This window comes from Paenibacillus sp. J22TS3, from assembly GCF_018403205.1.
Lineage (GTDB): Bacteria > Bacillota > Bacilli > Paenibacillales > Paenibacillaceae > Fontibacillus > Fontibacillus tuaregi.
Genome location: NZ_BOSF01000006.1, coordinates 245,805 through 265,575, shown reverse-complemented (window position 1 = coordinate 265,575; position 19,771 = coordinate 245,805). Strand labels below are relative to the sequence as shown.

At 50.6% G+C, this 19,771-nt stretch carries 18 protein-coding genes; 4 read left to right on the top strand and 14 right to left on the bottom strand.

The features are described 5' to 3' along the window. Positions 1-279: 279 nt before the first annotated feature. Positions 280-1,683, bottom strand: coding sequence for an MATE family efflux transporter (locus tag KJS63_RS19550; protein ID WP_213620722.1), 1,404 nt, complete (start codon positions 1,681-1,683; stop codon positions 280-282). 142 nt (positions 1,684-1,825) lie between these two features. Here KJS63_RS19550 and KJS63_RS19545 point away from each other — a divergent pair, with 142 nt between their 5' ends. From KJS63_RS19545 to KJS63_RS19535, 3 genes are all read left to right on the top strand, one after another. After that, positions 1,826-2,704, top strand: a complete 879-nt coding sequence (locus tag KJS63_RS19545) for a helix-turn-helix transcriptional regulator (RefSeq protein ID WP_213620660.1) — start codon at positions 1,826-1,828, stop codon at positions 2,702-2,704. A gap of 292 nt (positions 2,705-2,996) precedes the next feature. Next, complete coding sequence (locus KJS63_RS19540; RefSeq protein WP_082926766.1) at positions 2,997-3,410, top strand: hypothetical protein; 414 nt, start codon at positions 2,997-2,999, stop codon at positions 3,408-3,410. A gap of 70 nt (positions 3,411-3,480) precedes the next feature. After that, the gene (locus tag KJS63_RS19535; RefSeq protein WP_068614164.1) at positions 3,481-4,185 is read left to right on the top strand and encodes an AIM24 family protein; all 705 of its coding nucleotides are present in this window, start codon (positions 3,481-3,483) and stop codon (positions 4,183-4,185) included. A gap of 106 nt (positions 4,186-4,291) precedes the next feature. On the opposite strand, the gene KJS63_RS19530 is transcribed toward KJS63_RS19535, so the two are convergent. From KJS63_RS19530 to KJS63_RS19520, 3 genes are all read right to left on the bottom strand, one after another. After that, positions 4,292-5,413, bottom strand: coding sequence for a phosphodiester glycosidase family protein (locus KJS63_RS19530; protein ID WP_068614161.1), 1,122 nt, complete (start codon positions 5,411-5,413; stop codon positions 4,292-4,294). Between the two features lie 168 nt (positions 5,414-5,581). Continuing rightward, positions 5,582-6,349: a YheC/YheD family protein gene (locus tag KJS63_RS19525; RefSeq protein ID WP_213620659.1), complete on the bottom strand. Its 768-nt coding sequence runs from the start codon at positions 6,347-6,349 to the stop codon at positions 5,582-5,584. 514 nt (positions 6,350-6,863) lie between these two features. After that, positions 6,864-8,267 (bottom strand): aminotransferase-like domain-containing protein, encoded by a 1,404-nt coding sequence (locus KJS63_RS19520; protein ID WP_244862693.1) that lies wholly within the window; start codon positions 8,265-8,267, stop codon positions 6,864-6,866. A gap of 354 nt (positions 8,268-8,621) precedes the next feature. Between KJS63_RS19520 and KJS63_RS19515 the strand changes: the two genes are divergently transcribed. Then, positions 8,622-9,551: a DMT family transporter gene (locus KJS63_RS19515; protein ID WP_213620657.1), complete on the top strand. Its 930-nt coding sequence runs from the start codon at positions 8,622-8,624 to the stop codon at positions 9,549-9,551. A gap of 101 nt (positions 9,552-9,652) precedes the next feature. On the opposite strand, the gene KJS63_RS19510 is transcribed toward KJS63_RS19515, so the two are convergent. From KJS63_RS19510 to KJS63_RS19465, 10 genes are all read right to left on the bottom strand, one after another. Further along, positions 9,653-10,522, bottom strand: a complete 870-nt coding sequence (locus KJS63_RS19510) for a CPBP family intramembrane glutamic endopeptidase (protein ID WP_213620656.1) — start codon at positions 10,520-10,522, stop codon at positions 9,653-9,655. A gap of 15 nt (positions 10,523-10,537) precedes the next feature. After that, positions 10,538-11,230 carry an ABC transporter permease gene (locus KJS63_RS19505; protein ID WP_213620655.1) on the bottom strand — a complete coding sequence of 231 codons (693 nt, stop codon included), beginning with the start codon at positions 11,228-11,230 and terminating at the stop codon, positions 10,538-10,540. Then, complete coding sequence (locus tag KJS63_RS19500; RefSeq protein WP_213620654.1) at positions 11,223-12,146, bottom strand: ABC transporter ATP-binding protein; 924 nt, start codon at positions 12,144-12,146, stop codon at positions 11,223-11,225. Before KJS63_RS19500 ends, KJS63_RS19505 begins: the two co-directional genes overlap by 8 nt. Before the next feature lie 131 nt (positions 12,147-12,277). Then, a complete protein-coding gene (locus KJS63_RS19495; RefSeq protein ID WP_213620653.1) occupies positions 12,278-13,213 on the bottom strand; it encodes a sensor histidine kinase in 936 nt (311 codons plus the stop codon). A 1-nt stretch (position 13,214) separates the two neighbouring features. After that, positions 13,215-13,919, bottom strand: a complete 705-nt coding sequence (locus tag KJS63_RS19490) for a response regulator transcription factor (protein WP_213620652.1) — start codon at positions 13,917-13,919, stop codon at positions 13,215-13,217. A gap of 225 nt (positions 13,920-14,144) precedes the next feature. Next, positions 14,145-15,020 carry a DMT family transporter gene (locus tag KJS63_RS19485; RefSeq protein WP_213620651.1) on the bottom strand — a complete coding sequence of 292 codons (876 nt, stop codon included), beginning with the start codon at positions 15,018-15,020 and terminating at the stop codon, positions 14,145-14,147. A gap of 72 nt (positions 15,021-15,092) precedes the next feature. Then, positions 15,093-16,097: a LacI family DNA-binding transcriptional regulator gene (locus KJS63_RS19480; RefSeq protein WP_213620650.1), complete on the bottom strand. Its 1,005-nt coding sequence runs from the start codon at positions 16,095-16,097 to the stop codon at positions 15,093-15,095. A 238-nt stretch (positions 16,098-16,335) separates the two neighbouring features. Further along, positions 16,336-18,021, bottom strand: a complete 1,686-nt coding sequence (locus KJS63_RS19475; RefSeq protein ID WP_213620649.1) for a glycoside hydrolase family 13 protein — start codon at positions 18,019-18,021, stop codon at positions 16,336-16,338. Between the two features lie 53 nt (positions 18,022-18,074). Then, positions 18,075-18,893 carry a carbohydrate ABC transporter permease gene (locus KJS63_RS19470; RefSeq protein WP_213620721.1) on the bottom strand — a complete coding sequence of 273 codons (819 nt, stop codon included), beginning with the start codon at positions 18,891-18,893 and terminating at the stop codon, positions 18,075-18,077. Next, on the bottom strand, positions 18,893-19,759 hold the full coding sequence (locus KJS63_RS19465) for a carbohydrate ABC transporter permease (RefSeq protein ID WP_213620648.1): 867 nt from the start codon (positions 19,757-19,759) through the stop codon (positions 18,893-18,895). The genes KJS63_RS19470 and KJS63_RS19465 overlap by 1 nt, the downstream gene beginning before the upstream one ends. Positions 19,760-19,771 lie beyond the last annotated feature (12 nt).

The window sequence follows — 19,771 nt, the reverse complement described above, 5'->3', positions numbered from 1 at the left end:
AAATAAACAGCCATAAGGCGCCGTTTGATGTACCGCGTGTTCTTAACTAAGTCACAGACCGCAGAAGGGTGCAGGAAACCAGGCCCCCGCTTAGAGCAAAGCCGGGCCAGATCGTTCTTCTCACAGTCTTATGAAATTAATTAGTTAAGAACATTCACCAACATCAAGATTTCCCCTTATTTTAGAGAATGGAGTAGAATACACGCCTAGCTTTCGCCAGCGTCCATCCTACTCCTATAATTTAACAGCAACCTCTGCCTCAGTCAACCCGGAAGAAACCTAACTGAAGCTTAAGCCTTCCTCCGGGTGCAGCGCATGGCAAGCCGGGCTCTCCTTCAGACGTTCCCGCTCCATCTCCGCTTCCTTGCTGCGCAGGTATTTACGGCCCCTCCAGCGGATAAGGGACAAGGCTCCGCGGAAGTACTCATCCGTAATCATGCAGGCGTAGATGGCAACGACACCCCAGCCAAGGGACACGCCAAGCAAGTAAGAACAGCCTGTCGCGATCAGCCACATGGATATCAGCGAGATATTCATGACAAAGCGGGTGTCACCCAGTGCGTTAAGCGCATCGCCCAGCGCCATATTGAGCATTTTTCCCGGCTGCAGCAGCAAATTCATCCACAGCAGGGACACGCCGATCGTTAAGATTTCCGGGTCTGAGGTGAAAAGGCTCAACAAGTACTTGCCAGCCAACAGCAGCACCAGAGCATTCAGCATGACGAGGGGCATACCAATTTTCAAGGCACGATATGCCGCTGAGTAGGCTTCCTTCGTACGCCCGCCCCCGAACAGATGGGCGATCTGAATCTGGGTGGCGAGCGCAACCGAATAACCAAGCAGGAAGCAGAACGACTCCAGCGTATTCATGTAAGTCCGGGCCGCCAGCACCTGGGTGCCGAGCATTGCCAGGAAAGAGAAAATCGCCAGCTGGGAGAATACCCAGCAGCCCATATTCACACCCAGCGGCCATCCGATCTGCATAATTTCCTTAAACAGCCTCCGGTCAAAAATCCGCAGGTCGGAAACGGTAATTTGACGCTGAAAGGTCCCTACATAGATGAACAGCAGTACCAGGGTGGCGATCAATCTGCTGACCAGCGTTGAAATGGCCACTCCGGTAAGTCCCCATTGCGGAAAGCCAAACGCGCCAAAAATAAACCCATAGTTCATCACGATATGAATGATGTTCATCCCAACAGCCGTATACATGGGCCCTTTGGTGTTCCCGGTATTACGGATTGCTGTGCTGAGCGTAGACATAACCGCCGTTAGCACCATGCCTCCGCCCACTATGGAAATATACACTCTCGCAAGAGGGACCAGTTCCTCCGGCATCTGCAGCACGCGGGCGATCGGTCCCGGCACAACAATCAGGATCACGCTAAGCACAGCACCGATTAAAGCGGTCACCTTTAATGAAATGATGGAAACGGTACGCGCTTCTTCCTCCCGATCGGAGCCCAGCTTCTGGGCAATCAGGATTCCTGCCCCGCCGGCCACCGTCGCAAAAAGAGTGGTCAGCGCGTTGAAAAGCTGATTCGAGAATCCAACCACTGCCACGGCGTCATCCGACAGTCGGCTGACCATCAGCGTATCCACGGCTCCAAGCAGAAACTGGAGAAACAGCTCAATAAATATGGGCCATGAAAGGGCCCATAGGGTAAATTTGTCTTTTTGCAAACTGCTCACTGTGTTAACACCTTCCCGGTAAGTTCTGTATGTAAACAAAATTATAGATGGTATACTGGGATGGAAGTATCAGTATTCAAACTCAAAGTATCAATTTTCCAACCTGAATTTCTGCCGAGATGAGGTGCTCTATATGCCGCTTCTGCAATTTAATATACCTCCGCTTCCCTACTTCATCGTCAGCGGACTAGCCGAGCTGGCTCCGGGCAGCAAGCATCCGGCAAGACGCAGCATCGGTGTATTCGACCTGCTCGTTGTGGTGGAGGGCTGTCTGTATGTGGGCGAGGAGGGTCGTCACTATGAAATTAAGGAAGGCCACTCGCTTATACTCCGGCCTGACGCCTATCACTACCCCACCATGGCTTGTACCGAGGTGACTCGCTATTACTGGATTCATTTTCATACCAGCGGGGAGTGGAGCGCCGCGGATGAGACGGGCGGGGCGGATATGAAGGACAAGAGCGCAGAGCCTCCTCTGTTTCTCCCCTTCTATTCCATTACACCCTTTTCGATCCGGGTCCCCCAGTTCACAGAGCTTCTTCAGCCGGATAAGCTGTATGCTACGATGCAGGAGCTTACCCAGATGAACCAAAGCATTCATCTGCCCAGTGTAAGACTGCGCCAGCAGGCACTTTTCCAGGACGTCATCCAGCAGCTTTCGGACACCCTTACGACGGAGGCGCCGTCTCCCCAGACAGCCTGTGCTGAACGCGCCGCCGCTTTTCTAAGAGCTCATTACCAGGAGGAGATTACATCCAAAGCGCTCGGGGAGTTTATGAATTTCCACCCGGTATATATCGCACGCTGCATGCAAAAGGTGTTCGGCTGCTCCCCGGCAGCCTACCTGCTCAGGTACCGGATTGCCCGGGCCAAGCTGCTGCTGCTGCAGACCGACTTGTCGGTTACACGGATCTCTGAAGAGGTGGGATTTAACCACCCCGCCTATTTCACCTCCTCTTTTGTCAAGCAGGAGGGGTTGTCGCCGCGTAAATTCAGGCAGCATTTCTCCTGATATATTTTATATTTTCCAAACCTTTACATCTGCCTGAGCAGCTGCTTTAGCAGCCTCCATCTCTTATGCGAAAATTAAGATATCGGGTAATACTATCTATATAAGTGGACTTAAGGATTGCCAGTAGAGCAACAGCGGCCTTAAAGGGCCTTTTACACCAGCTGCCTTACTTCTCAATCCAGCAGTTGAACTTATACAGTCGCATTTCCTAAGAGGGAGACCTTGGAAACTTTATCTGCCATCTGTACGTATTAGAGATTGTCAACCAACAAATTCAGAGGTGGTGAATCCGGTGAAGAGATCCCTGCCCCATACTAAAATAACTATTGTTCTATTCTTGCTGCTGTCCTTAGGAGCTCTCTACAGCCCTTCTTCCGCCCATGCCGGATATCTTGATGACTTCTTCAGCGGCGTTCAGGAAATTACTGAAATCCCAGCCGAAGTCAACCAATTGAAGCAGGAATATAAGAAAACAGTGAATAAGCTTGAAGAGGCCCAGGGTACGGTGGAGGCTTACCGAAAGCAGAACGAAGCGTTAATGGAGCAGAACAAAAAGCTCAATCAGACCGTACAAGCCCTGACTGAGGCAGAAAAGGACCGGGAGGCCAGTTCCAAACGGATTCGCATTCTGGTAATCACAGGAGCCGCTCTGCTGCTGGGCTACTTCATTCTGCTGCGTGTTCTGCGGGTGGTTCTCCGGCGATAGAAAAGCCAAGGTGCAGCAGAGCAGCCAGCAGCCGCGCCATTTACAATAGATAAGAGGAGGCCCAGGTGGCATGCAGCTGATTAATGAAACCGAGACCGGACACTCCGGTGGACAAGCCGTGCGGTTCGTGCTTGAAGAGGATGAGAAGGTACACGTGCTTCATCCCCAGCAGATTATTGCTTTTAAGGGGCCTTCCGCGAACCGGAGTGACCGCCTGATGAATATGAAAGGCATGTACCGGAAGAAGAAGCTGATCCAGGCCGACCTGCGGGGAACCTGTGAATTCATTGCGGCCCTTCCCACCGGTTACAGCATGAAGCCCATTGCCCTAGCGGAGGGGGACGATCTGCTGTATGACTTCCGCCACCTTTTCTTTTATTCCGAAGGAATTACGATGCAGACCCGGATTCTGAACGTTAAGAATATGCTGATTACCCGGGATGCGGTAAAAATCAAATTCTCCGGCAGCGGACAGATCGGCATTCTGACGGAAGGCCAGGTCTGCGAAGTAGCCCTGGACCCCGTTGAGCCGCTGTATGTGGATGCGGGCAGTGTGATCGCGTATCCCGAGAATGCCAAGTTGGAGCTGTCCGTGTATGGCAACCATCTGGCCAGCCAGCATATGAGCTACCAATGGAAAATGACCGGCCTAGGAAAGGTCATCCTCCAGGCCGGACGCCAGAGCCACCGCCTGGAACAGGAACTGAAGGATGATGGCCTCATCAAGCGCATCCTGCGTGAGGTCATTCCGTTCGGGGGCGTTATCATCAAATAAGCAAGCCGCCTTGATCATCTCAAGACGGCTTGCTTATTTGCTTTCGCTCCATATTAAATACATAAGGGATAAGTAATCCTAAAGAAAGGTGAGCGGACATTCGCCTTCAGCGGGAGCGCTTCTTCCCGGCGTTGATGTTGTCCACATCAAGGCCTTTCCAGATATTCGGCATCTCCACGTCTTCAGGATGCTCGAACACCAGAAATGCCGTCGGCAGATAGCGTTCACCATACTGGGACGAAGGCTTGTTCACAACCTCATTGTCCTTCACCAGCACCGAGGAGGAGCCGCCATCCAGATTCGCGGCAATCACTGCCCCATGCTCCAGCATAATCTGCTGCACATCGTACAGATTCGCCCCGATGCTGTAGCCCGGCTGGCGACCGTCAATGACAACAAAAATTATTGCTCCGTCCTTGCGCTGGCCCATAGCCGTCCTTGGGGCAATCCCCCAGCCTTCTGCCGCATTCTTGATCAGGCCCTTACCGTTAACAATCATGCGTGGCTGGAATGTTACCGCCTCCTGGAGGCCCAGACGGGACAATTCCTTCAAAGTATAGTTGCCCGCAATCATTTTGCCCTGCTTGTCGATACCCACAATCTGCGTGGACTTCGAACCGTTGCCATTGTAATACAGCTTGCCATCCACCACGACAACACCGATGGGCTTGAAGCCGTTGCCATGTCCATTAGGGTCCACAAATCCGCCGCCGTTCACGCCGGCAATGGCTCCTGTGCGTTTCACCATACTGGAGACCTTCTCCCCTGAACCAACCTTCCCGGGTACTCCTAGCCGGATCTTAGTCGGATCGTTAACAATCATGACGTAACCTTTGTAGCCGCTGCCCGAAATATTCTCAATCTCCACAAGCGGCTTGTTCTTGTCGATTCCTGTACGGACGATCTGGTGCGTGTCCTTCTCATCCCCCATGTGCTCGAAGCGGCTGTTGTACTCCGCCACGCGCTTCTTCAGTTCATCCTCACCAATAATAAACTTGGCCCAGCTTCTGTGTTGGGTGGTGATCAGGGTATCTGCAATCATATATCTAAGATTCTGGGCTGATGGGGCAAAATATAACCAGCTTCCCCCTGCAATCATCAGTACTAGCAGAGCCAACACAATTCTTGAAAACACACGGAAAAAGCCCGCTTTCTTCTTCCTCCGCTTGCCCGCAGCCTTCTTTTGTACACGTGCACTGGAACGGCTGGGTAATGTTCTTGGTTCCACCTGAATTCTTCCTCTCTATGCATCCTATCTATTTTTTTTGGAAATATGTTCTTTTTCATCATAATAGACGAAAAGCCGAGAATCAAAGTTTCAATATTTTCATTTTTAGACCGATTCGGAAAATAAAAAAAGACTGCCGGTACTGGCAGTCCTAAGCCCTTACAGAAGCTACTTAACCCCAATCCCTTGGGCCCTTCTGTACCGCATAATTGTACGAAACATCGTTTTGTCCTTAAGCTGATTAAAGATATATGGGTCCGGGCTCGTATTTACCTCAATGATCCAAGGCTTCAATGACTTGTCGAGTCCGACATCCACGCCAATCTGTCTGAAATGCGGGTATGTGGAGTTGTAGGCTCTAGCCACCTTCTCCCCAAATTGATTTAGCTCCTGAATAAGCGAAGTCAGCTTCGGTCCCGACACATGCTGGGCAAGCAGCACCTTCGTCGGCATCGGCGTTCCGCCGCTGTGATAATTGGTTACGATCTTACCTGGATGTGCGGCTCTTCCAATCTGCCCTGTAGTCTCCCACTTGCCCGATGGGTTCCGCTGAACCATAATCCGGATATCAAACCTTCTCTTGTTATGCTTGAGCAGATGAATCCCCTTCTGGATAAGATAGCTGCGGCTGCCGACGAGTTTTTTCAGACTCTTGTAAAAAGCGTCAAATGAACTAAAGCTTTTGGTAGAGAAATTGTACTGGTACTTATACCGTCCTGCCCCCTCCAATTCGGCCCGGATGACCCCATTCCCTTGAGTACCGCTCTCCGGCTTGACATAGACCATATGAAAGCTGCTTAACATACTCTTCAGATTCTTCTCGTTAAATCTCCGGGTATCAGGAACGAAAGGTTTTACTTGGGGATTCTTCAACAGCACTTGGGTCTTGACCCACTTACTTTTTATCGCCCGGATCAGTTTTTTCTTACCACTCATCTTGCCATCCTCCTCTGTCTTTGCCCGGATCACATCCGCGTCCTGCCGGCTGCCCTACCCATCAATTTCGTACAGAGCAAAATCAATATCAAAAGTATCGTATGCGGAGCTGTACGGATTGGTCTGAAACAAGGGCCTACTGGGTGGGAATATGCGGGAACAAAAGAAGGCCGCCTGCCAGGGTACTAAACCTGCACAGACAGCCTCATAGTTAGAGGGCTTCAAACTTTTCAAACTATATAAAATGAACTTTAAAAATTAACCTCTCTCAGCGGAGGGGACGAGTGATTCTGAAGAAGCGGAGCGACCGCCTTTGTCTCCGAAATGCCCCTACTTTGATATCTCTAGTTCAAGCATTTCAGAGACAACAGGGGCCTTAAAGAACACTCGGCATCGCAGGCCCCTAAAGGGTAACCTTCGTAAGTTCATTTTATATAGATAACCCAGCCTTGAACCCCGCCCTGCCATTTCTTCTCAATCTTGATTCTGTTTGTAGGTGGGATGACTTCCACAATTACCCGGATGCAGGTGGTTCTAAAGCTTGGGCAAGCTGGATGAGGCGGCGAATCCCTTCGCGAATCTCTCCCTCATTGACGAAGGAATAGCTGAGCCGAATATGGCTTCGCAGCTTACCCAGCGGGTCATGGGCGCTACCGGGTGAGAAGACGATCCCCTCCCGTCGGCATCGCGACAAGAGCTTCTCCACCGTAATTCCCTTCTCAGGAAGCCGTACCCATAAGCTTAATCCGCCGAGCGGGCTCTCCCACTGCCAATCTGTTGCGCCTAAGGCTTCCTCCATGACAGTCTTACGTATATTCAGGGCTATTCTTAGTTTCTCTAAATGGCCGGTCAGCCGCTCAGAAGCCAGATAGAGCAAAAACACCTTCTGATTGAGCAGCGGAGCCCCGTTATCCATCTGCATTTTGTACCGCAGCATCAGGTCCATCCGGGGCGGCTGCGCACACATCACGGCGATCCGGAGGCCCGGCGCCGCGTATTTGCTGAAGCTTCGAATGTACAGTACCCATCCTTCCGTATCATAGGCTGCAACAGGCAGCGGCGGAGCTTCACCGAAATAGATATCACGGAACGGGTCATCCTCTACAATCAGGCACCGGTACCTCTCTGCCAGTTCGACCAGAAGCTTGCGCTGCCATACAGGTACCGTGTATCCGGTAGGGTTATGGAAGGTCGGATTCATGTAAAATACCTTGGGGTGATAGCGCTGCATCAGATCCTCAAGACGGGATAAGTCATATCCATCCGAACGGATATCGACAGGGACAATCTGAGCACCCCGGCCTTCAAAGATGGGAATGGCCGCATGGTAGGTTGGCCGTTCCATAAGCACGTAGTCCCCCGCATCCACAAAAGCCCGCGCCGCCAGGTCAATCGCCTGCTGTGCCCCGGTTGTAATCAGCAGATCCTCGGCAGCCATATGCAGCCCGTGGGTTCCAGCTAAGTAAGCCGAGAGGATTGACCTCAGTTCCTCATCCCCCTGAACCGAGGAATAGGTTCCCAGCACCTTCGGGTATAAGTCAAACACCTTCTTGGCGTACTCTGAGAAATAACGGTTCGGCAGCAGTCCCGGATCGACGAGGGCCTGTGCGAAGGAAGGAGGCGTTTGCCTTAAGGAGGCTGAGGAGACTTGCTCCCCTTCACCTGAACCCGCCTGATGTATACGCTGATTCACCGGGAGTACATAATAACCTGATTTCTCCTTCACATAAATGCGGCCGGTATCCTTGAGCAGCTGGTAAGCCCGCAGCACAGTTAATCTGTGCACTCCCAATTCTTCGGCCAACAATCGAACCGATGGAAGCTTCTCATGCTCCCCCCAGAAGCCGGTGGACAGCTTACCCAGCAGGTAATCGTGCACCTGCCGAAACAGCTGTGGGGAACGCTCCCCCGCCTGTATACGAAGCTGGTCCTGCCATACGTTTGGTCCTGCCAAGATAGCATTGGTTTCTGTCGCAGGAGCTTTGGCACCGGTTTGGGTGCGCGGTTTAGCCCCGGCATCCACGATAACTGCCGCCCGATTCGTTAAATCGTCGGGTATACGGCCTTGTTCAGACTTTTCAATGCTTGAAGCTCTTGATACCCGGCTCCGTAACAATTCCGACGGCTTGCCCCTCTGAGAATTAGATGTCACGCTCCCTCTCCTCCCTCCATTAGAGAATATTCTAACGTTACGCCAGCCTACATCTGGTCTATTCATCTCAATCTGTTCTATCTTTTGTCTTCTATAATAAAACAAAAGGAGGATATGTTTATGGTTTATTTGGCTTTTTCGGTTATGTGCCTGATCTTTGGCACTACTTTTCTCGCAATCAAATGGGGGATTGATGCTGGACTTCCCCCATTTTTCGGAGGGGGACTACGATTCTTCCTCGCCGGTCTGATCCTGTACAGCTTCATGCTGTGGAGAGGAAGAGCCACCCTGTCCCTGCTGCTGCGCAAAGAGATGATGCTGACCGGACTTGGGCTAACCTTCGGCACCTTCGCTTCCCTGTATTGGGCAGAGCAGTATGTGTCCTCAGGAATAGCCGCCGTCCTGTCCGCTACAGGCCCCATCATGATTCTGCTACTCGGGTCCGTTACCCTCCGTACCCGGGTCAATCCCCTCGCCTTAGCCGGCTGCCTGCTTGGATTCGGAGGGGTGCTGCTTCTGCTGCTTCCCGGAGTGGCGGACCCGATTGGCCCGCTCTGGATTTCAGCTTGTCTTATCATTCTGGTTGGCGAGGTGTTCTATGCGGGCGGGGCGCTCTATTCCAAGCAGGTTGCGAACCGGTTTAAGGAGGTGTCCCCCATTGCGCTGAATGCAGCCCAAATGATGTATGGGGGGGCAGGTCTGCTGCTGATCTCCTTATTTACTGAAAAGGTTCATGGAGACTCTCTGCTGAATCCCCATGCTTTGTACTCCCTGCTCTACTTGATTGTCATTGGCTCTATGGTGGCTCACAGCCTCTTTTACTGGCTGGTTGTGAAGACCACTCCGCTCTTCCCTTCCACATGGCTCTATATCTCTCCGGTAATCGCACTGGCGATTGGTGCCGTTCTGTATAAGGAACCGGTATCCTTGACTACGCTCATAGGCGTACTTGTCATCCTGACCGGTCTCATACTTGTAAATGCTCCGGCACTCCGGCAGCTGCTGAAGCGGAAGCCTTCTGTTCCCAAGGCTGAGCAGCTTCAAAGTTAATTTCTAATCACTTCATACCAGAAGCCCGCGGCCAAGATGGCTCGCGGGCTTCTGGTATAGTTATGGTCATATGGCTTTTTATAGTCAAGAATAGCTTTAAGTCACATGACTTTGGAGCGCCTGGAACTCTGCGCATGGGCTGAACCCACGTCTCCCCGGCCCAGATTGCCCAGGCAGTGGGTTATAGAGGCGTCCCCATAGATCAGCTTGGCTGTGACAAGGATGAGAATCACATACAGAGCAATTGGCGTCAGAGTATACCACAGCGGAAGTTCACCTTCAACAATGAGGAAGGCCACCGCACCGCTGCCGAATAAATGCCCCAAAGTGAAATTATAAATAAAATGAGCGGCAACCGCCGGGTAAATCGATCCGCTCTTCAGGTATACATAAAGGAACGTGGAATTCATGATAAAGATCAGAATCGCGTATATCCAATCCAGTCCGTTAATTGCATGCATTAGGATCGCCGTCAGACCGGTGATCAGAAACATCGGGAGAGGCCCGAGACTTTTTAGCTTAATGGCAAAATATCCACGCAGCAGTTCTTCATAGAAGGCATTCACGAACCAGCCTGCTCCGGTACACAGAAGCATTGGCACCAATTGGGCATTCTCGAAATAATGCACATTGAAGTAGGCCTTGAGCACACCGCCTTCGTCCAGGCTTTTTAAATAAACTAAATGAAGCACCAGGGTCATAACGACCGCTGTTACCGAATAGATCAGATGCTTGCGGTTCCACCCAAGCCCAACCAAGCGCACAGGCATCCGCTCGACCCTCCTCAGATACAAGGTAATCAGGCCCAGCTCAAGCAGACCTGCCGCAAGATTAATAATCCCGAACAAATAAGGATGCTCGGGCCCGTCATATTGTCCGAGCCCAAGCGGGTATAGAATAAGATAGTTCAGCAGCAGGCTCATCAGGCACAGCAGAATCAGGCCCTTATAACCGCTTATTTTATTAACCATCCAGGTGTTCCTTTCTTATATAACATCTTTGGTGTTCACATTCCTGATTGTCAGAAACGCTGTGATCACCCCTACCAGCCCTAGAGTTATAGGAATCGCAATAATATCGCTAAGGGTTAAACCGCCGTTGTTTGAAGAGATTAATCCCACAACCAGAACAGATGAGATAATTGTCGCCGGAGTAGAGTACTTTCTCATCCCGAAGAATAGGGGAATCAGGCTGATCCCGCCAGCAGACAACGAAGTGATCAATGCCTTCACTGAGGTTTGGACAAGTAAAGTGGACGTTAGCGGCTCTTCAATAATATTGAAGAACTGGTCTATTACAATGATAAGGGCATCTATAAATGCAGTGGACAGAAGTATGGTAACCACCGTAAAGACAAATATGATCATCAGCTTGGCGACAAGAATTTTCTTGCGGCTGATCGGATACATGAACATCAGCTGGATCGTCTTCGCTTTATATTCGTCGATAATCATCCGTGACATAATTGCGGATGCGAACACCACAAAGGTTACCTTGACCAAGGTCCCCACCATGTCAAACACTCCCTTATACGTATGGAAGAAGGGGTCCATCTCTTCAATTTCACCATAATAGAATAAGGAGAGAAAAGCAATGATCACCAGATTAGCAATAACCACACCTTTGATATAACCGCCCATTTTGTTCTTCTTCAGTTCTAATCGGATCAGCTTAAGCAACGCCCTCACCTCCTTGAACGAGCTCCATGAAGTAATCCTCAAGTGAATTCTTCTTTATAGTCAGGGATTCTATATCCACATTCTCGTTCACCAATCCCTTGGCCAGTTCCCCGCGGGACACTCCGTCCGAATAAATACGGATAAGCTGTTCGTTAACCACTTTGTAATTGAGAATGTTCAGCTTGCTCTCCAGCACATAGGCTGCCTTTCTGGAATCACTCGTCGTCAGCTCGATATATTCCGTATTCATATCCCGGATAGAGCTCATCGCCACTTCCTCTACGAGCCTTCCAGAACGGATGACCCCGATCGTATCGGCAATCTGCTCAATCTCGCCCAGAATATGGCTGGATACAAGCATTGTTATTCCAAACTGCTGGCTGAGCATCTTGAATAGATCACGCATTTCCTTAATTCCCACCGGGTCCAATCCGTTGATTGGCTCATCGAGAATCAGCAGATCAGGCTTGGTAATAATCGCTCTGGCAATACCCAAACGCTGCTTCATCCCTAGAGAGAAATCCTTGACCTGTTTCTTCCCCAGGTTCTGCAGGTTCACCAGTTCCAGCGCATCCTTCACCGCTTTCTTGTCGTAGAATCCCATATACTCGCAGTGCAGGTCCAGATTATCCTGAGCGGTTAACCGCTCATAGAAGAACGGATACTCGATAATGCTCCCGAGCCGCTTAAGAACCTGGAAAGAGTCCTCGCTTAGCTTCTCCCCAAACAGCTCAATTTCTCCCCCTGTCGGCTTGATCAGGTTCGTAATCATCTTCATAACGGTTGTTTTGCCTGCTCCGTTAGGCCCGAGAAATCCGTAGATTTCCCCTTGTGTAAGCTTCATGCTCACATCCTGGACAACATCTTTGCCTTGAAAAGTTTTGGTCAAATGGCTGGTCTTAAGAATATATGTCATTTTCCTGTCTCCTTCGTTGATTCTCTTAGACTGTAGCAGCACCGCAGCCGCCGGTCTCTATACTTACATTTTAAGGAGCGGAATTCTCTTTTTTATTAATCGATTCTTACATAATTCTTAAGTATAGGTAGCTACACTCTCATCCTGGGGATTCGGATACTGAATACTGTGCGCTTATACGGTCTGCTCCTTAGGGAGATACTCCCCTCCATCTGTTCCACCAGCCGCTTCGTGATTGTCAGTCCCAATCCGCTTCCCTCATAGGACTTGTTTCTCGAATCATCCAGGGTGTACATCCGCTCGAACACTTTGTCCTGATCGCTCTCCTTGATGCCCCTTCCCCGGTCCCATACTTCAATGACAATCTCAGATTCCAGAGCCTCCACATTCAGCCCGATGATCTTTCCTTCGTTTCCATAGCGGATTGCATTGGAGATCAGGTTATTCATGACCCTGTTCAGGGCCTCCTCATTAGCCAATGCGACTACCGGATTCTCAGGAATCTTAAGACTAACCTCCATCCCTTCCGTCACAATCAGGTCGTAGAAGGAGAGAATACTCCGTCGGCACAGCTCTCCCACATTGACCAGGGATAACGGCAGCTGCTTGTCTCCCGATTCAAGCTTGGCCAGATCAAAGAACTTGTTGATCAGCTCCAGCACTTCCTCTGCCTTGCCATGGACCTTACGCAGCAGCTTGTCCCGCTCTGCATCAGTCAACCGCTCGTCCTGTATCACAGTCTCAATGGAGCCGAGTACGACCGTAAGCGGTGTCTTCAGGTCGTGTGAAATGTTGGAGAGCATTTTGCGCATAGACTGCTCCAATTTTCTCTGGGTGATGCTCACCTGATAGGTGTCATTAATCAGCCGGTTCATATCATTAAGAAGCTGCTGAAGATGCCTATCGTTCGTGAACACAAGCAGACTCGAATTACTGTCCGACTCCTTCAGGCTGCTAAGCGCTTCATGAATCTTGACTAAATCCCTGGAGCGCTGCCTGTTCTTCATCATTTGCAGAACAAGCCCGGCTAAGAGAAGCGCCACAAATACAGATAGCAGCGCCACCATCTCAGAATTCCCCCAGCTTGTAGCCGATTCCCCACAGAGTCACGATATATTTCGGATGTGAAGGATCGTCTTCAATCTTCTCCCGCAGTCTCCGCATATGTACATTAATGACGTTCTCATCCCCGTAGTAGTCTTCGTTCCAGACAAATCCATAGACCTGGGACTTCGTGAAGACCCTGCCAGGGTTTGTCGCGAACAGCTTAAGAATGCCAAATTCCTTGGCGGTCAGCTTGACTTCCTGCCCCTTCTTCGTTACTGCAAAATTGTCCAGGTCCAATGTAAGCTCCCCCAGATGAACGAGCCGGCCAGCAGCCGCGTTCTGCCGTTCCGCCACAGCAGGGTAGCCTGCCCGCCTAATGGCCGCCTTCACTCTTGCCGCCAGCTCAATCATCGAGAACGGCTTGGTAATGTAGTCATCGGCTCCAAAACCGAGACCGAGGGCCTTATCCACATCGCCATCCTTAGCAGACATGATCAGAACCGGCACCAGACTCTGGTTCCGGATCAATTGGAGCACATCTGTACCGCTACGCCCCGGCAGCATCAGATCCAGAAGAATGAGATCATAGCTGCCCTGCTTAAAGGCAGTCTCGGCTTCAATCCCGTCGAACACTGCGGTAACGTCATACCCCTCCCGCAGCAGATAGTCTCTGACCATCTCGCTAATCGACAGGTCATCTTCAACTAAAAGCACTTTGTTACTCAATATTTCCCCGTCCTGTTCCTATGGAATACCCGCTCTTTTAACCTTAACACTCCACTGGCGCATCCCACAATATGGATTTAAAAAAATAAGGAGCTGTTGGTTTAACGATTTCTTGAATTAAAAAGAAGCCGTCCTTGGGAACATGGAGGTATCTGGCAACCATGACAAAGGAAGGCTTCTTTCGTACATTCAATATACCCTGCACCAATTGGATCTGCCTATAGGCTAATCCGCGATACTTGCTAGTGCGCTTGCAGCTTTCTTGGATTTACCATTAACAAGCCAGATGCCCATCAGCACCATCCCCATGCCAGCCACCATAAACCAGGTAAGGCTTTCATGCAGCACCAGACACCCGGAGATAACGCCGACGACCGGAACCAGCAGCAGCGAGATAGAAGCCTTGCTCGCTTCAACCTTGGACAAAATATACGACCACATGACAAAAGCGAGAGCGGACCCAATCACCCCAGCGAACGCAACGTATACGACAGGCATTAGACCCCAATGGCTCTCTCCATGCTCGAAAGCGAAGGAATATAGCAGCAGCCCTGCGGCCCCAGCCACCATCTGCCAAGTCGTAAACTGAAGCATATCGCATTGGCTCAGCTTTTTCTTGATGATCAGATTGGACAGCGCCCAGGACAATCCGGAAGACACCGCGAGCAGCATGGCTCCCGTGGTTCCCCCGAGATGCGCATCCATGGCGATGAACAGACCGGCAATCCCCACGATAACGCCCACCAGCTTGCGAAGCTGCAGCCGTTCGCCGGGCAGCCAGTAGTGAGCCATCAGCGTCAGCCAGAGCGGCATGCTGTACGTAAGCACAGAAGTCAAGCCTGCGCTGAGATCTACCAGAGACAGCTGGATAGCCAGATTGAAATACATCGTCTGCAGCAGACCACAGATCAAGTACCACAGCATGTCTTTCCCGCGCGGAAGCGGCACTTTCTTGAACCAGCATACCAACAGAAGCACTGCGGCTCCTAGGGCAAAACGGTAGCCTGCAAACAGCACCGGAGGGAACACATCCCCCGCCAGCTTCATAAATACCCAGTTGTAACCCCAAATCAGACATAAGAGACCAATTAAATAATTCATGATATTAAACACCTCTGGTAACAACCATACACCAATAGGGCAGGTTAGGCCAGTACCAGAGCATGGGTATTTTTAATCAAGCGCACGCACAGTCTGTCGCTCCACGATATGGTGAGAAACCGTTGTATGCTTGGCAGCCTCCCCGGTCTCGATCATATAAATCAGCTTCTGGCAGGCCTCACTTCCCATCTCAATAAGCGGCTGGTTCACGGTTGTAAGCGGCGGAACAACCATTTCCGCCAGTTTTACGTTATCATAGCCAATTACCGATAAATCATCGGGAACCCGGACCCCATGCCGGGCAGCCATGGACAGCACCCCAATAGCCATCTCATCACTCGCAGCAAACACCGCCGTGCAGCCGGGCGCTTTAACGAACAACTGCTCCGCAGCTGCGCATCCGCTGTCGAACCCGAAATCCCCATAAAACATATATTCCTGCCGGAATGGGATATTGTAGTCTGCTAGCGCTTTCATATATCCTTCAATTCTGGGAAGCCCTGCAATAGGGTCAGCCTCGCTGCCACTGATCATGGCGATATGCTTATGGCCCTTATGAATCAGATATTCCACAGCCTCGTAAGCGGCACGCCGGTCATCCACCTTAACATAGGGCACAGAAGGGATCTCTGTCTCCGAGGAGACCAGCACCACAGGAATTCTCATCGCTTCCATAGCCTGATAATATTCTTCCTTAAGCACCTCACTAGAGAATACAATTCCGTCCACCTGCTTCTCCCGAAGCACCTGCAGACATTTCAGTGTCCGCTTTCCGTCTTCATCTGTGTTGCATACCACAACACTGTAATTATGAATATGGGCGAACTCCTCCACCCCGTGCAAAATTGCAGAGGAAAAGGAGCTGGATACGTTAGGGAACAGAACACCAATCGTCTGGGTGCGTTTATTGATAAGCCCCCGGGCAATAGCGTTCGGCTGATAGCCCATTTCTTCAATAGTACGCAGCACCTTCTGCTTGGTCTTGTCCGAGTATCCTGTCAAGTTGTTCAGAACCCGGGATACCGTCGCAATAGACACATTCGCCTTCTTGGCCACATCTTTAATCGTTGGATTCATATATGCATTCCTTCTTACTTCATCTCTATTCATCTCATTCATCCCAGCCAGCGATGATACGGGCCTAAACCCTGAATTCTCCTGTTCTACTCAGCATACCTCATTTTGTGATAAACGAGAATAGACTATCCCTATTCTGCATTTGGATCGGTAGAATTTCTATGATAAAAAAAGCCTGCGCCCTATCCATCCGAAGACATCTAAAGGCGCAGGCGTATCAGCTATAAGTCAACCATTTCTATCCCTGAAGCTTGTAGACCCTGGCTTCATAAGGACGCAGCTCGAACTGCCGGATATCTGCACCCGGTTGAACATCATAGTTGCTGATCAGCAGCTCTTGGCTTGAGAAGGTGATCTGCTCAGGCAGCTCGAATTTAGCCGGTTCTTCATAGAAGTTCAACACAACCAGCAGCTTGTCGCCTCCCAGCGTACGAAGATAAGCATAAACCTGCTTATCCTCCTCACAGAGAATCTGGTAATCGCCATAGACGATGACCTCATGCTGCTTGCGAAGCTGAATCAACCTTCTATAATAATGGAAGATCGAATTCGGATCAGCCATAGCCTTCTCCGCATTAATTTCCTTGTAATTCGGATTCAGGATAATCCATGGAGTACCTGTAGTGAATCCAGCCTGAGGCCCGCCGTTCCACTGCATCGGAGTTCGTGCGTTGTCCCGGCCTTTGCTGTAGATGGATTCCATAATCGATTTCTCATCCTTGCCAGCCGCGACATATTCCTTGTGCATATTTAGAATTTCAATATCCTTGTAATCCTCAATCGATTCAAAACGCACATTGGTCATCCCAAGCTCTTCCCCTTGATAGATATAAGGGGTGCCCTGGAGTGTGTGAAGCAGGGTTGCCAGCATCTTGCCGGACACGTTATGAAGCTGCGGATTTGAATCATTCCCGAAGCGGGAGATCATCCGGGGCTGGTCATGGTTGTTCAGGTACAGGCTGTTCCAGCCGTTGCCCTGCAGGGCGGTCTGCCACTTGGTCATTACCCGCTTGAAGTCGGCCAGTGTCCACGGAGTGACCTCCCATTTGCCGGTCGGCCCGCTGTCGATGCCCATCAGCTCGAACTGGAACACCATGTTCAGCTCTCCCCGGTCCTTGCCCACGAACAAGGCCGCATCTTCCGGTGTAACATCAACCGTCTCTCCGACGGTCATCACGTCATATTTCGAGAGCACCTCACGGTTCATCTCCTGCAGAAACTCATGAATGCGCGGACCGTTGACGAAGTTTTTGCCGCCAAAATGATACTGTCCCTCCGGCCCCTCGGCATCCGGCAGCTCCTGCACTTTGGAGATCAGGTTGATCACATCCATACGGAAGCCGTCGATGCCTTTATCCAGCCACCAGGTCATCATGTCGTAAACTTCCTTGCGGACCTTCGGATTCTCCCAGTTTAAGTCCGGCTGCTTGCGGGAGAACAAGTGCAAATAATATTCATCCGTCGTCTTGTCATATTCCCAGGCGGAGCCGCTGAAGAAAGAGCCCCAGTTGTTCGGCTCCCGTCCATCCTTGCCGGGGCGCCATATATAATAATCACGGTAAGGGTTGTCCTTGGACTTGCGGGACTCCACAAACCACTTATGTTCATCGGAAGAGTGATTGACTACCAGATCCATAATCAGCTTCATACCGCGTTCATGAAGCCCGTGCAGCAGCTCCTCCCAGTCCTCAATCGTGCCGAACTCATCCATAATAGCCTGATAATTGCTGATATCATAGCCGTTATCGTCATTCGGGGATTCATAGACCGGGGAGAGCCATACCACGTCGATTCCCAGCGTTTTCAAATAATCCAGCTTGCTGATAATCCCCTGAAGATCGCCGATCCCGTCTCCGTTGCTGTCCATGAAGCTCCGGGGATAAATTTGATACACAACGCTTTCTTTCCACCATTGTCTCTCCATCGTTCATTCTCCTCTATCCATATATAGTTGTCTCTCTCAACACCCTAGCAGGCTTATTTGATAGCCCCCTGGGTAATTCCGTTGATAATCCATTTCTGGGCAAATAAGTATACAATCACCATCGGCGCAAGTGCCAGCAGATAAGAAGCAAATGCAAGGTTGAAGTCGGTGCTGAACTGTCCCTGGAATACATACTGCACAAGCGGAAGGGTATACGACTCCTGATCCCCCAGCAGAACGAGCGGCAGCAGGAAGTCATTCCAGGAGGACAGGCAGGACAGAATTCCGATGGTGGCATTGATTGGAGCCAGCAGCGGGAAAATAATTCTCCAGAACGTTCCCCAGGTCGATGCCCCGTCTACCGTAGCCGCTTCTTCCAGCTCATAAGGAATGGAGCGGATATAACCTACATACACAAATACGTTAAAAGCCAAACCATAAACCACGTACAGAACAATCAGGCCCGGGATGTTGTTCATGTTAAGGTCAGTGGTTTCCTTCACAACTGGAAGCATGATGATCTGAAACGGGATAAACATCGCGCTGATAAAGTAAAAGTACAAGCCCTTGAAAAACTTCTTGTTCATGTTTCTCGCAATAGCATACGAGACCATGGAATTCGTCAGCAGGATGAACAGAACCGAGACAGCTGTAACCACAGCGCTGTTCTTAAAGGCTGTGAAGAAATCCGTTGCCTCAATCGCGTTCTTGAAGTTCTCGAAGTGCAGCCCAGTCGGCAGCGCGAACAGCGAGCGGGCCATCTCCTCCGGGTTCTTAAGTGCAATGCTGACGGTAATATAGAGCGGGAATAGAATGAGCAGAGATCCCAGCGCAATAAGGGCAGTTACCGGCCAATTCGTTGATTTTCTCATCACATTTCCATCTCCCGTTTTTGTAGAAATTTCAGCTGCAGTACGGAGATAACGATGATCACAATGAAGTAGATTACCGCGTTCGCGGACTGATAAGCGAATTCTCCGCCCTGAAATCCGCCTGTATAGATCAGCAGCGAGATAGACTGGGTTGCCCGGCCCGGGCCGCCGCCTGTCAGCGCTACGATCTGGTCGAAGACCATGAGCGCTCCCTTCATTGCCAGCACCATGTTAATGGTGAAGAAGGAAGCCAGCAGCGGGAAGGTGATGCTCCAGAACTCTCTCCAGCGGCTTGCACCATCCAGGCTCGAGGCCTCATACAAGTCCTTGGGTATGGTCTGTAGGCCAGCCAGGTACAGAATCGTATTAAAGGCGATTCCCTGCCATACCCCTACGATGACGATCCCGATCCAGGCCCAATTCTCATTCCCGAGAATGTTGCTGGATAGGAATGGGCTTCCCAGCTTACTGCCCAGAACAGGCAGCACATTCGCAAAGATATAGTTGAAGATGAAACCGACAATCAGGACGCTCAGGATATTCGGCAGGAAATAGACACCGCGGAAGAAGTTTTTGAACTTGATCTTGGCGTTCAGCCCAAGCGCAATCAGCAGGCTCAGCACATTGATCAGAATGGTAACCACAATGGCGTATTTGAATGTGAACAGATAGGAGTTCAGCACATTCTCGTCCTTGAAGATGTTCGCATAATTCTTAAAGCCGACGAAATCGAAGCTGTCGCTGAAGCCGTCCCAGTTCGTGAAGGAGTAATAAATCCCACGGATGGCCGGGAACGTGTGAAAGACAAAGAACAGCACGAGAGCCGGTATAGTCATCAGATAAAAAGCAATTCGGCGCTTTGCCATAAGTAGGACCCT